This is a genomic window from Synechococcus sp. Cruz CV12-2-Slac-r, assembly GCF_024346075.1.
GTDB lineage: Bacteria > Cyanobacteriota > Cyanobacteriia > PCC-6307 > Cyanobiaceae > Synechococcus_D.
In genome coordinates this window covers 1-13,180 of record NZ_JAGQEK010000041.1, presented here as the reverse complement: position 1 = coordinate 13,180, position 13,180 = coordinate 1, and the positions used below count along the sequence as shown (strand labels likewise).

The 13,180-nt window shown below is 51.9% G+C and carries 12 protein-coding genes, 3 tRNA genes and 1 pseudogene; 6 read left to right on the top strand and 10 right to left on the bottom strand.

Annotation, left to right across the window (positions count from 1 at the left end):
• The 5 genes from KB557_RS05165 to KB557_RS05145 form a co-directional block, all read right to left on the bottom strand.
• The coding region (locus KB557_RS05165; protein ID WP_255131938.1) for an indole-3-glycerol phosphate synthase TrpC at positions 1-717 on the bottom strand (717 nt) is incomplete at its 3' end.
• A gap of 3 nt (positions 718-720) precedes the next feature.
• Positions 721-2,178: a dihydrolipoyl dehydrogenase gene (gene lpdA / locus KB557_RS05160; RefSeq protein ID WP_255131935.1), complete on the bottom strand. Its 1,458-nt coding sequence runs from the start codon at positions 2,176-2,178 to the stop codon at positions 721-723.
• Entirely contained in the window at positions 2,175-2,966 is a 792-nt protein-coding gene (locus tag KB557_RS05155; RefSeq protein WP_315856193.1) for an RNA methyltransferase, read from the bottom strand. The genes lpdA and KB557_RS05155 overlap by 4 nt, the downstream gene beginning before the upstream one ends.
• Before the next feature lie 41 nt (positions 2,967-3,007).
• Positions 3,008-3,256, bottom strand: a complete 249-nt coding sequence (locus tag KB557_RS05150; RefSeq protein WP_255131930.1) for a hypothetical protein — start codon at positions 3,254-3,256, stop codon at positions 3,008-3,010.
• Positions 3,257-3,347: 91 nt separating this feature from the next.
• A tRNA-Leu gene (locus KB557_RS05145) sits at positions 3,348-3,431 on the bottom strand.
• Between the two features lie 155 nt (positions 3,432-3,586).
• Between KB557_RS05145 and murA the strand changes: the two genes are divergently transcribed.
• Positions 3,587-4,885 (top strand): UDP-N-acetylglucosamine 1-carboxyvinyltransferase, encoded by a 1,299-nt coding sequence (murA, locus tag KB557_RS05140; protein ID WP_255131928.1) that lies wholly within the window; start codon positions 3,587-3,589, stop codon positions 4,883-4,885.
• Here murA and KB557_RS05135 read toward each other — a convergent pair.
• Positions 4,886-4,967: transfer RNA gene (locus KB557_RS05135), tRNA-Leu, on the bottom strand.
• Between KB557_RS05135 and KB557_RS05130 the strand changes: the two genes are divergently transcribed.
• The 3 genes from KB557_RS05130 (at position 4,960) to KB557_RS05120 (ending at position 7,977) form a co-directional block, all read left to right on the top strand.
• The gene (locus tag KB557_RS05130; RefSeq protein WP_255131926.1) at positions 4,960-6,156 is read left to right on the top strand and encodes an aspartate aminotransferase family protein; all 1,197 of its coding nucleotides are present in this window, start codon (positions 4,960-4,962) and stop codon (positions 6,154-6,156) included. The genes KB557_RS05135 and KB557_RS05130 overlap by 8 nt on opposite strands.
• A 5-nt stretch (positions 6,157-6,161) precedes the next feature.
• Positions 6,162-7,373, top strand: coding sequence for a Mur ligase family protein (locus tag KB557_RS05125; protein WP_315856192.1), 1,212 nt, complete (start codon positions 6,162-6,164; stop codon positions 7,371-7,373).
• Positions 7,374-7,434: 61 nt separating this feature from the next.
• On the top strand, positions 7,435-7,977 hold the full coding sequence (locus tag KB557_RS05120) for a pentapeptide repeat-containing protein (RefSeq protein ID WP_255131923.1): 543 nt from the start codon (positions 7,435-7,437) through the stop codon (positions 7,975-7,977).
• An 8-nt stretch (positions 7,978-7,985) separates the two neighbouring features.
• Here the strand turns inward: KB557_RS05120 and KB557_RS05115 are convergent, their stop codons facing one another.
• Both KB557_RS05115 and KB557_RS05110 read right to left on the bottom strand, forming a co-directional pair.
• Positions 7,986-9,326, bottom strand: a complete 1,341-nt coding sequence (locus tag KB557_RS05115; RefSeq protein ID WP_255131921.1) for an FAD-binding oxidoreductase — start codon at positions 9,324-9,326, stop codon at positions 7,986-7,988.
• Positions 9,316-9,705, bottom strand: a complete 390-nt coding sequence (locus KB557_RS05110; protein ID WP_255131920.1) for a DUF4359 domain-containing protein — start codon at positions 9,703-9,705, stop codon at positions 9,316-9,318. Before KB557_RS05110 ends, KB557_RS05115 begins: the two co-directional genes overlap by 11 nt.
• Before the next feature lie 51 nt (positions 9,706-9,756).
• Here KB557_RS05110 and KB557_RS05105 point away from each other — a divergent pair.
• A tRNA-His gene (locus tag KB557_RS05105) sits at positions 9,757-9,829 on the top strand.
• Position 9,830: 1 nt separating this feature from the next.
• On the opposite strand, the gene KB557_RS05100 is transcribed toward KB557_RS05105, so the two are convergent.
• Positions 9,831-10,886 carry a DUF1611 domain-containing protein gene (locus KB557_RS05100; RefSeq protein WP_255131940.1) on the bottom strand — a complete coding sequence of 352 codons (1,056 nt, stop codon included), beginning with the start codon at positions 10,884-10,886 and terminating at the stop codon, positions 9,831-9,833.
• Positions 10,886-11,920 (bottom strand): dipeptide epimerase, encoded by a 1,035-nt coding sequence (locus tag KB557_RS05095; protein ID WP_255131919.1) that lies wholly within the window; start codon positions 11,918-11,920, stop codon positions 10,886-10,888. The genes KB557_RS05100 and KB557_RS05095 overlap by 1 nt, the downstream gene beginning before the upstream one ends.
• A 104-nt stretch (positions 11,921-12,024) precedes the next feature.
• On the opposite strand from KB557_RS05095, the pseudogene miaB reads away from it, so the two are divergent.
• Positions 12,025-13,180 (top strand): annotated as a pseudogene (gene miaB / locus KB557_RS05090) (tRNA (N6-isopentenyl adenosine(37)-C2)-methylthiotransferase MiaB); the annotation flags it as partial.

The window sequence follows — 13,180 nt, the reverse complement described above, 5'->3', positions numbered from 1 at the left end:
GCCATAAATGGCAGTTAATTCTTCAGTGGTGGCAAGATCAGTGTGAAAGCTAGCCAGATCGCGATTATTTATACCAATAAGTTGCACCCCATCAAAAGTTAGTGCTCGCTCGAGTTCCTCAGCGTTATGCACCTCAAGCAACACCGCCAGCTGTAGCGCCTTGGCTGCTTTTAGCAAATAAGCCAAATCTTGATCGCTCAGGATTGCTGCAATCAGCAGCACTGCATCCGCGCCGGCGGCGCGGGCTTGATAAAGCTGATAGGGGGAAAGAATAAATTCTTTGCATAGCAGCGGCAGATCAACTACCTGTCGCACCTGCACTAGCACATCAAAACCGCCCTGGAAAAATTGTTTATCAGTTAAAACTGATATGCAGCTGGCACCAGCACTTGCATATTCTTTTGCGATTGCAACCGGATCAAAATTTTCCCGGATTACACCTTTACTGGGGCTAGCTTTTTTTATCTCAGCAATCACTGCTGGCTTAAGGCAGGCTGCTTTTAAAGCCGCCACAAAATCTAAAGGTGCTGGCAATAAAGCAACCTGCTCCTTCAGTTTTAAAAGAGGCACTCGCTCCCTTGCGATAGCAATTTCACGATCTTTTGCCCACACGATCTCTTCAAGAATGTGCTGAGGCTTTTCATCCGGCAGGGGCACACCATATTCAAGATATGAAACCCGCACTTTGGGGCTAGGCGGTTTACGACGGATCTGCATAACTCAACCAGCCACTGCCATAGCTGCTTGTTTATAGGCAACTTCTACCACTTCACTAAGGGTGGGATGGGTATGAACTTCATTGGCGAGTTGTTTTACACTTAAACGCCTAGCTACTGCATTTGCAACCTCCTGAATTAAATCAGCGGCATGAAGGCCATAGATATGGGCACCGAGCACTTCACCTGTGCCCTTATTAAATAACAACTTCATTATTCCATCACTTTCTAATTCAGCTAATGCTTTGGAATTAGCCTTGAAATAACTACGCACCGTGCCTAATTCAAAACCAGCCTCAGCTGCTAATGCTTTAGCATCAACTTCACTTAAACCAACGGAACTTATCTCCGGATGGGTGAAGGTAGCAGCTGGAATTGAGCGGTAATCAATCTGGCGATGATGGCCCAAGATATTATCCACTGCAACAGCCCCCTGGGCTGCAGCCGTGTGGGCAAGCATCATCTTTCCTGTTACATCACCAACAGCCCAAAGATGGGGTACAGGCTCACCATTCGCCAGCACCCGCATCTGATCATCTATCGGAATAAAACCACGATTGGTTTCCACACCAACAGCAGCAAGATTTAAATCTTTACTAGTTGGCACGCGGCCGGTGGCCACCAACACCGCATCAACTTCCAACACCTCAACCAATTCTTTACTTGTGGCATCAATTAATTCAATCCGCACCGGATTGCCGGGGATCACTTTGCTAGCAAAAACACCAACCTTTGTTTCAATGTCGCGGCCATCAATAAGTTTACGAGCGGCTAATTTGGCAATATCTGGATCGAATGTTGGCATTACCCGATCGAGGGCCTCGATCATCGTTACTTCACAGCCAAGAGCTGTATAAACATCAGCAAATTCAAGGCCTATATATCCACTGCCAATGATTGCAAGCCAAGGGGGCAAACTTTCTAATTTGATTGCATCATCGCTTGTAAAAACTGTTACTCCATCGACTGTGATACCAGGAGGCACAAAGGGATCTGAACCACTCGCAAGCACCACATCTTTGGCGCTAAGTACGCGTTCAATGCCATCCGATTGCCGCAAAGCCACCCGCTGGCTTGCCTGCATTCGCCCTTGCCCCCTAATAATTGTTACCCCTGCCCGCTCCAAACTTTTTGTGAGATTTTCGCGGATATTTGCTACTAATTGATTGGCATGGTTTGCAATAGCCTGGCGATCAAAACTATGGCCGCCAGTTTTGATGCCAAATTGAGCCAAGTGGGCTTGATCAGTTAGCTCCCGCACCTTGCCACTGGCTGCAAGCAAAGCCTTTGAGGGCACGCAACCGCGATTAACGCAGGTGCCTCCCATATCAGCCCTTTCAATAATTGCCGTGCGCAAACCATGGTCTGCCCCATGTTTTGCAGCATCAAAGCCTCCGTAACCGGCACCAATCACGATCAAGTCGTAATCGAATTTGTTGTTTGATCCCTCTGCAGCAGTCAAGGGCCCATCTCAGCTGTTAATGATTCTCCCCTGCCATGGATCGCCCTGTGGGTTTGGCGGTTGCGTTCCATCAACATCAAACCTGCTGCCACTGCCACATTGAGGGATTCCACCTCTTGGCCATGGGGCACCGTTACCAATTGCGCTTCATCTATCAACTCTGCCGCTAAGCCAGCCCCTTCATTGCCAAGCAGCAAAACACTTGGCAATTGCCAATCCACCTCCCAATAAGGCCTGCCCCCCCGCTGCACCGCTGCCAAAACTTGGAGGCCGGATTGTTTGGCCATAGTTATGCCGGCAACCAAGCTGGGCCAGCGCTTTAGTTGTAGTTGCAAAACTGCACCAGCCGAAGCCCGCAACACCTTTGGCTGCCAAGGATCTGCTCCGCCGCCAAGCCACACCTGATCAACACCTGCCGCAAGCGAAGTGCGCAATAAGGTGCCGAGATTGCCCGGATCTTGCACCCGATCCAAGGCCAGCAGCAGCGGCTTAGCAGCTAGATCAAGCTGAGGCAGTGAAGTTAGATCACTTGGCATAGCCAAAAGTGATACAACACCATCTGGATTTTCAGTGCTAGCCATTGCACACAACACCTCTGGGCTAACGATTTGCCGAGGCGTTAATTGCATTAAATATTGATGGCGTTGGGCCCAAATATCGGTGGAACAGATCAATTGTGGTTCTAACCGCAACCGCTCACATTCCTGAAGCAGATGAGTGCCCTCTAGCAAGATCAAATTTTGCTCTTTGCGCCCCTTGGCCTGGTGTAGCGACCGCAATTTGGCCACCAAAGGATTGCGTCTACTTGTAATTATTTCGGAGCCCAGGGTTAAATCTCCTCAAAACGGCGCATATGCAGTTCTTTTTTAAGTTGTAAACCATCGCTGGAAAGTTCGAGCCCCTTCACTGATGCCACTGAACCTTTGATCCCTTCTGCCCTTAAGTTTTCAACGAGTTTTTTAATTACCTCCTCTTCCACCTTGGCTTCTTCCATGCCATCGGGGGTGAGTTTTTCTAAAAAACGGCCAACTTTTGAAGCAACCAAATCCGATGCATTGCTGATTTTGAGAACGATCACTTCATCTGTGGCATACGGCTTAATAATGTCAAAAAAAAACAGATTTGACGAGCAACTTACGAAAGAAATCGCATTTTAATTCGTTTATTAATGCGGATGGGGAGACTTGAACTCCCACGACATTACTGCCACTAGTACCTGAAACTAGCGCGTCTACCAATTCCGCCACATCCGCTGACGTTGCCGTAAAACGGCCATTTCAAACCTTAACCCACAACACCCCTCTTCCCTCGCGAACAAATCGTTCATCGTAAAGACAGTTCAAAGGGCGGCCTTCTAGACTGTCTTAGGCTTAATTGTCAATATACGAAGCGCAGACGGTAGCCTTCCATGACAGTAACCCTCACACCGTCTCAGCAGCTTTTAACCCCCCAATTGGAAATTCGTGGGGGTGCCCAGCTGCAAGGGGAAGTGAGGGTGAGCGGTGCAAAAAATTCAGCCCTAGTGCTAATGACCGCCAGCTTGCTCAGCGCAGATAGCCTGCGGCTGCGCAATATGCCGGCGCTTTCAGACATTGGCGGCATGGGCGACATCCTTGAAGCAATTGGTGTTCGGATTAATCGCGGCAGCGATTGGGTGGAATTGCAGGCAGATCAATTAAGCCAGGTATCTCCCCCCTACGAACTTGTTAATAGTTTGCGGGCCAGCTTTTTTTGCATTGGCCCCCTGCTAGCCCGCCTCGGGGTTGCCAGGGTGCCCCTACCAGGCGGTTGCAAGATCGGCGCCCGCCCGGTGGTGGAACACGTAAAAGGATTAAAGGCACTTGGAGCTCAAGTAACTATTGAGCACGGGGTTGTGTCGGCGGTAGTGCCAGGCCGCGGCCATCGCCTCACCGGTGGACGCATCCACCTCGATTGCCCCAGCGTTGGTGCCACAGAAACCTTGATGATGGCTGCCGCTTTGGCGGATGGCGAAACGGTGATTGAGAATGCCGCGCAAGAACCGGAAGTAATTGATCTCGCAGGGCTAATCATCGCCATGGGGGGCCGGGTGCGTGGTGCTGGCACCCCCACGATCACAATTGTGGGGATGGAAAAGCTGCATGGGGCTGATTACATGGTTATTCCCGATCGGATTGAAGCGGGAACCCTTTTATTGGCAGGAGCTATCACCCGTTCCTGTATCCGGGTAACACCTGTTATTCCAGAACATTTAGGGGCTGTAATTAGTAAACTTGAAGAGTGCGGCTGCAAACTCAGCAACGATGGCATCGGCATAACGATTAAGGCTGATCAAGTGAATTCGGTTGATTTACGTACTCAACCTTTTCCAGGTTTTCCAACTGATCTTCAGGCCCCTTTCATGAGCCTGCTCGCTACAGCCAATGGCACCAGCGTGATAACTGAAGCAATTTTTGAAAATCGCTTGCAACATATCGGCGAATTGCAGCGCATGGGTGCAGCGATTCGCACCCAAGGAAATACAGCTTTTGTTGAAGGGGTGGCTCGGCTCAGCGGCGCACCCGTAACCGGCAGTGATCTAAGGGCAGCTGCAGCAATGGTGCTGGCGGGTCTTGCTGCCGATGGCGTTACGGCGGTGCAAGGTTTGCAACACCTTGATCGTGGCTACGACAATCTTGAAGGCAAGCTAAATGCATTAGGTGCTTCGATAAAACGCACCTACACTTGATGGGGGCAGTCGGACTCGAACCGACAAAGCCGAAGCCGGCGCATTTTGAGTGCGCTGCGTCTACCAATTCCGCCATGCCCCCAAGCCCTAAATCTACCGCTGTGATGGCCACCTATGGCCGTTACCCCCTAAAAATTGAAAAAGGTAGTGGCGTGTGGCTAAAAGCCAGCGACGGTCGCTGGTATCTCGATTGCGTTGCAGGGATTGCCACTTGCACCCTGGGACACAGCAACGGCCGATTACGCAGAGCTTTATCTAAGCAGCTGGGCAAGTTGCAACATGTTTCCAACCTCTACGAAATTCCAGAGCAGGAAGAACTTGCCACCTGGCTCCAAGAACACAGCTGTGCCGATCAGCTGTTTTTTTGCAATTCAGGCGCTGAAGCAAATGAAGCAGCAATAAAACTGGCCCGTAAATACGGCCACAGCAAGCGGCAAATCGATCGTCCCTTGGTGCTGAGCGCTCGCGCTAGCTTCCATGGCCGCACGCTTGCCACTGTTACTGCCACCGGACAAGACAAATATCACCGCGGCTTTGAGCCTCTACCAGATGGCTTCGCCTACTTCACTTATAACGATATCGATAGCTTTAAATCCAGCCTGCAGCAGTATCAAGATCGGGCCGTGGCTGTGCTGATCGAACCCCTACAGGGAGAAGGCGGGGTAATTCCAGGTAATCCAGCTTTCTTTCAAGAATTGCGGCAGCTGTGCAGCGAACATCAACTTCTTCTAATTAGCGATGAAGTGCAGGTGGGCATGGGCCGTAGTGGCACCCTCTGGGGCTATGAGCAGCTGGGGATCGAACCTGATGCCTTCACAATCGCCAAGGGCCTAGGGGGTGGGATTCCAATTGGTGCCTTAGCTGTTAAAAATCACTGCGCTGTATTTGAACCCGGCGATCACGCCAGCACCTTTGGTGGCAACCCTTTTGCCTGCCGTGCCGCCTTAACTGTGGCCCAAGAGTTAGACCGCCGCCAGTTGCTTTTTAATGTTCAGCAAAGAGGTGAACAGCTGCGGGATGGCCTTAGCCAGCGAGTGGCCAAATGGCCTCGCCTCTTAAGTGGCGAGAGGGGCTGGGGGTTAATCCAGGGTTTGCTGCTAAGAGATGGGGTAATTACTGCTGCTGAATTGGTGAAAGCGGCCATGGCTGAAGCTCTATTGCTGGTGCCGGCAGGGCCCCAGGTGGTGCGTTTTGTTCCCCCACTTGTAATTACTCGCCGGGAGCTAAACAAAGCCTTACATCGCTTAGATCTGGCCCTTGCCAAGTTTTAAAGCGTTTGCAACCTCTGCAACTGCCTGCTCCGGTTGAGCTCTCAGATCTTCTGGAGCCTTTTTCACAGCGAGGCGTTGATCTTGGTTTATACCGGCTGCAGGCGGCTTTGGCTGATGCTGGGCACCCGGAGAAGCGCTTTCCAGCGGTGCAGGTGGCGGGCACCAATGGCAAAGGTTCAATTTGCACAATGCTTGGGGCGATGCTTAAAGCAGCAGAAATTCGCACTGGGATCTACCGCTCACCCCATCTCCTGAGTTGGTGCGAACGATTAGAGCTGGATAGCAACTGGATTAATCCAGAAAAATTACGTGAAGCCCTCCGCAGCTGGCAAGACCTAGGCGCCAGCCATAAGCTCACCCCTTTTGAATTAATAACCGGCGCAACTTTTAGCATCTGCGCTGATGCCAAGATCGATCTTGCAGTGTTGGAGGTGGGCCTTGGAGGCCGCCTCGATGCCACCACCGCCCACAGCGATCGCTCCGTTGTTGGTATCGGCAGCATTGGCTTAGATCACTGCGAATATCTAGGCAACAGCTTGGAGCAGATTGCCGCAGAAAAAGCTGGGGTATTTAAGCCTGGAACTATTGCCATCAGTGCCCCGCAAGTGAAGCAGGTAGCTGAAGTGCTGGAACAGCGAGCGGCCGCTAGCGCCACCCAACTGCGTTGGGTGGCGCCATTAGCGAATGAGCAGCCCCTAGCTTTGGGGGGCCGTTGGCAGCGTTCAAATGGAGCCGTAGCTGTGGGCATGGCTGCAGCTTTAAATGAACGGGGCTGGGAAATAAGCGAAGCCGCCATAAATAAGGGCTTAGCAACTGCCCGTTGGCCAGGCCGATTGGAACAACTGGAATGGCGCGGCCGCAAACTATTGCTTGATGGGGCCCATAACCAGCCAGCGGCAGCAGCCTTACGGCAAGAGTTGTCTGATCAACCACGGCGCTGGTTACTGGGGATACAGCGCCATAAACAAGGCCTTGAAATTGTTAATACCTTGCTTGGTAGCAACGATCAAGCCTGGATTTTGGCTCTACCAAACCACCAAAGCTGGAGTGCTGACGAGTTAAGGGCTGGCTTGCCACATCGCTGCGGCCAAATTCAACAGGCAAGCAATGCAGCGGAAGGGCTCGAGGCGCTGCTGGCCCCTGGCGCTACACCAGTGATTGCAGGTTCGCTTTATTTGTTAAGTGCTCTATGGGAACAGCTAAATGAAAACAGTTAAATGAGAAAAATTTAATTAAACATGTAGGCTGAGCTTAGCGAGAATTGCTCAAGGCTCTAAAATGCAAAGTTTAAATAAAGCCTTAATCAAATTATTGGCTTTCTTCAGCTTTTATGCTACAGCCTTAGCACTGGTAATAATCTTATTAACTTTGAATTTTAATGCAGAAGCGGCTATAGCTACCTCAAATTATTTAGAAAAAACTGATTACACACTTACAAACCAAAGTAATGGTCATTTTGAAAATCAGGATTTAGAAGGAAGTTCATTTGCTGGCGCTCTTGCTAGAGCAGCTGATTTCTCTGGAGCGAATTTACAAGGGGCAATTTTTACCCAAGGATCATTCAGCGGGGCTAATTTTGAAGGGGCTGATCTAAGCGACGCACTGATGGATAGAGCTGATTTTAGTGAAGCAAATTTAAAAAATAGCAACCTCACAAATGTAATCGCCAGCGGCAGCAGTTTTGCGAATGCAGAGATTGAAGGGGCTGATTTTAGTGAAGCTCTGCTGGATCGAGATGATTTAAAACTTCTTTGCCGCCGGGCAAGTGGCACAAATAGCAAAAGCGGAATAGACACCCGCAGCAGCCTCAACTGCCCTTAGAAACAAACTTATTTTTTATTAAATCCACGCAATTTGCCTGGATTTAATAAACCCTTGGGGTCGTTTGCTTGCTTTGCCGCCACCTGATCCCCATCCACAATGCCCAAACCGCTGTCTTCCACAGTGAGGGCATGGGCATTAAAGATCAAACCCCCAGCAACAGCCATTGCTATGTTGAGTGCCTTGAACTGGTCTTCCCCTTGCCAGCGAAACAGGGGTAAGCCCACCCAGCGGGCTTTACCGCTTACACGCAACCGTTCCAGATGCCAATACAACCATCCGGGCCATTGCTTATCAATCAGTTCGATAAAAGCTAATTCTGGCTCCGGTAGTAATACCAATTGGTAGGTAAATAGAGGATCTACAGCCCGCAGCTGCAAGGTGGTGTGGTTCCAACACAGTTCACGCAACAACAAACCTTTGGGCGGCCACTGGGGCCTTTGCCATAACAGCGATCCCCCTGCTTTTGTTGTGAGCTGCTCAATAACTGGCACTGCATTAGGGCTCGCCAGCAAAAGCAAGCGATCACCTTGGGCGGCCGCAAGCTTGGGCAGGGGTGGCATCTGCTTGGCTAAGCGCTGCTCTAGGTAGCAAAGCGCATCTATTTCCAATGCAGCAGCGCTGAGCTGCACACCCAAAGCCAGTGCTGCTGGGCGATCAGGCAACTCCAGCACCAGCTCCTGCCAGTTTTGCCAAGGCACCGTGGGGATCGTTACCGCCGTAAAGATGCCATTGCTGCCATAGGCATGGTTAAGGGCCTGGGCCTGCGCTGCATCCAACTGCAGGAGTTGAGGTTCCGCCTCAAGCGTTACCACCTCTAGCCCAAGCAAATTGCCTGGCTCCCGTAATAAACCCCAGCGCAAGCTGCCCACCCCGCTCGAACCACCGGCAATAAAACCGCCAAGGGTGGCGCTACGCCAAGTGCTGGGGGCTAAGCGCAGGGCCCAGCCTTGCGGTTGTAACCATTCATCCAAATCAAGCAAACGGCAACCTGGCTCTGCAATCAGCAAACCGTTAACCGGATCAAAACTGCGCACTTGATTCAAGCCAGAGGTATCAAGCACCACTCCGCCATGCAACGGCACACACTGGCCGTGATTGCCGGTGCCGGCCCCACGAACCGTGAGCGGAATTTGAAGCCGGTAGCAAAGGGCTGCAACTTGCAACACCTCTTGAGATCGCTGCACCCGCACCACAACATCCGCCAAGCAGTGCTGCAACTGCGGCTGAAGCAGAGGCGAAAAAGCAAATTGATCATGGGATAAACGCTCTAGCGCAGGTCCGTGCTCCACCAGCTCAAGGCCGGCGCAACCAGCGATGAAAACTTCTCTAAGGGCTTCAGGGAGCATTGCTTTCAGAAGCGCTAATAACTAAAAAATTACCTGCCATTGCAATGGTTTTCAACTCATAACCAGGCAAGGCCAACTGAGGCAATAACTGCGCACCAGCCACTTCGGTGCTGTAAAAACTGAACAAACCGAGATTTATACGCTTGCTGAATTGGGAAGCTAGCGCTCCAAGCGGCTTTTGTTGGGCGCGAATCAACTCTGGGCAGTTTTGCACCACAAGTTGCACCACCATTGGCAAGCCCCCCGGCTTACAAAATTCCGCCACTGCTTCTTCCGCGAGTTTTTTTCCCGCAAACTCTTGAAATTCTGTGGGCCCTGGATTTGTGATGGCAAGCAACACCCCAACGCCTACCAATAGGAAACCCAAGGGTTTTGGCATGGCTTGATCCATTTGATTGCTGCGGCCTAACTGGTAGATTTTGTACCCGCGGCGGGCGTCGCCAAGTGGTTAAGGCAGCGGCTTGTGGTGCCGCCATACGGGGGTTCGAGTCCCCTCGCTCGCCCTCAACTTAATAAAGCTCTAAGCAGTAACTGGGCGCCCCCGCGAACGGGATCAGCGCAGGGTAAACCCGTTTGCATGGAAATTTCTTTAATTGCCATTTCCGCTTCCAGTGGCCCTAGATGCGCTGTATTAAGAGCTACCGCCCTTACTTTTGGGGCCACATTTCCATTTGGAATAGCAAACGAAGCAAGGGTTTCACAGCTTTTAATCAACTCACAAAGGGGGGGCAGAGGCACTTCAGGTAAAGAACGAATCGCCCCTTGGCCCGCCCTATGAACCATTACCAAATCCGTGGGTTGGCTACCTCTCAACAAGGGCAAGCTGGCGCTTGAACCTGGATGGCAAAAAGATCCTTGCCCCTCCACAAAAACAATTGCGGCCGGGCCTGCCCCTGCAGCTGTTTGCAACAAGGCAAATTCAACTGCGCCCGCGGCGTAATCGATCCGCACCGCATCGAGGGCTACCCCAGCACCCGAAATCAAAATCCCCGCCTGGCCGGTACCAACAAATCTGGCATCAAGCCCTTGGCTGCGGGCAGCAGCGGTGAGCTCTAGGGCTGTACTCATTTTCCCCACACTCATGTCGGTGCCAAGAAATAACACCCGCCGGCAGGGCAATGCCGCTGCACGGGCAGCCGCCACTTGGAGTTGGGCTGGTTCCACCCGCAAATCCCAAATCCATTGCCCCGGTTGCAGCAAGGCGGCAAATTCCGGATCAGTGGCGAGCTTGGTGTGCAAACCACTAGCCACACTGAGCCCTGCCTGCAAGGCTTCCGCCACGCTTCTGCGCAACTCTTTTTGCAGCTGCCCTCCAGAGGGGGCCAACCCCACCACCGCCACCTGGGGGCCGTAAACCATCCCTTCCGCAACGGAAGCCACGATGGGCACCGGCCTTGGTATTCCGGTGAGCAAAGGCAAATCGGCGCCAGCTTGGGAGGGATCGAGCACTGCCACAACAGGCCCCTGCCGGTATCGCAAAAAAGCCAATCCGGTTTTGCCAGTAAGGCTTGTAAGGCCGTTGTGCTGCAACAGCAGTACCGGAGAGTTAGCAGCCAACATCACGGCACCCCGATACCTGGCAGCTGGCTTGGCATCAGAAGGTCTCCCTGGCGGGGCGGGGCAAGAAAGGGGTCGTTGATCAGATTTAGGTGGGAATCGAGATCGGGCCATTCCACCAATGGCAACAGCTGGGCCGCCGCACCATTCAGCAAACTGCTATCTGAATAGCAACCAAGCATCAAATTTAAATTGAGATGTTGCGCTAATTGAGCCATCAATAAGGCATCTGTTAATCCTCCGGTTTTGAGTAATTTCAAATTCACCCCTTGCACATAAGGGGCCAAGCGCAACATGTCCTCAATGCCCCAACAACTTTCGTCTGCAACTATTGCTATGGGGGCAAGCCCATGCAGCGCAGCAAAATCTTGCTCATCGCCACTGCGAGCTGGCAGGGGTTGCTCCACTAAAACCACGCCGCGATCAACAAGCCAGGGCAACATAAATTTGGCTGTTTCAAGATCCCAGCCCCCATTGGCATCCACCTGCAACTCGGCTCCAGCCAGGTGCGGCACAAGGGCTTCCACCAGGGCTTGATCGTGGCTTATGCCGGCGGGGCTACCGAGCTTGAGTTTCACCCTGGTGGCGGGCAACATGCAGCGCCAAGAGTTAAGGCGTTGCAGCATTTCTTCCACACTGCCAAGCCCAAGGGTGATGCTGGTTGGTTTAAGGCGATCAAGCCCCAAACCCCATAGCTGCCAAAGGGGATATCCCATTTGTTTACCCCACCAATCGTGCAGGGCTAGATCCACAGCGCAACGGGCAGGGGGGCTAAGGGGCGCCAAAAGTGATCTCCACTCCTGGCGCGGGGGTGGTGCGTCAGCCCCTAGTGAGGGGAGCCATTGCCGTAATTCCTGCTCTAATGCGGGAGTGTCAAAACAACGCTGGCCGGTATCAAATCCACCGGTTTCGCCGCGGCCGGTGCAGCCGCCATAGCTGAATTCCAGCAACAAATGCTCCACTTTTGCTGTGGTGCCTCGGCTGATGGTGAGGGGCACCTGCTTGGTGAGCGCAAAGCGACTCAGCTGCCAACCCATGAATGCAACCGCAAAGACCCACTGGTTTCACCCTGCCATGAAAACTGCCTTGGTAACGGCGGTAGTTAACACTGGAGTTTGCTGATCACCTTTTTCCTAAGCCCATGAACCGCACCTACTGGATCACCACCTTTGGTTGCCAGATGAATAAAGCGGATTCCGAACGGATGGCAGGGATCCTCGAAACCAGGGGATATCGCCCAGGCGGGGCGGAAGCGGATGCAGATTTGGTGCTCTACAACACCTGCTCAATTCGAGATAGTGCAGAGCAAAAGGTTTACAGCTATTTGGGCCGTCAGGCGATCCGTAAACGCCAAAACCCAAATCTTATTTTGGTTGTTGCTGGTTGCGTTGCTCAACAGGAAGGAGCTGCCCTATTGAGGCGAGTGCCGGAATTAGATCTTGTAATGGGGCCTCAGCACGTTAATAGATTGCAAACACTTTTAGATAAGGTAGAAGATGGCCAACAAGTATTAGCTACTGATGAAAATCACATCCTTGAAGATATAACAACAGCGCGCAGAGATAGCGATCTCTGCGCTTGGGTAAATGTGATCTACGGCTGCAATGAACGCTGCACTTACTGCGTTGTTCCAGCGGTGCGAGGCGTGGAACAATCGCGGGAACCCCAGGCGATTCGGGCCGAAATCGAGTTATTAGCTGCCAGGGGATATAAAGAAATAACTCTGCTTGGCCAGAACATCGATGCCTATGGCCGCGATCTACCAGGCATCACCCAGGAGGGACGCAGAGAGCATACCCTTACTGATTTATTGCATTACATTCACGATGTAGATGGCATTGAACGAATCCGTTTTACCACTAGCCATCCACGTTATTTTACCGAACGTTTAATTGAAACCTGCTTCAATCTAAGCAAAGTTTGTGAACATTTCCATGTGCCATTTCAAAGTGGTGATAACGAATTGCTGAAGGCGATGGCGCGGGGCTACAGCATTGATCGCTATCGCCGCATCGTTGATCAAATTCGCAGCCGCATGCCAAATGCAGCCATCAGTGCTGATGCGATTGTTGGTTTTCCAGGTGAAAGCAACGCCCAGTTCCAGCGCACCCTTTCGCTTGTGGCTGAAATTGGTTTTGATTTAGTAAATACCGCTGCATATTCTCCGCGGCCTCATACACCAGCTGCCAATTGGCCAGATCACGTGGAAGAGGCGGTAAAAGTAGAGCGCCTGTAGGAATTAAATCTATTGGTGAGAAAAACGGCGCTGGAGTGCAGCAATCGCTATCTGGGACGCT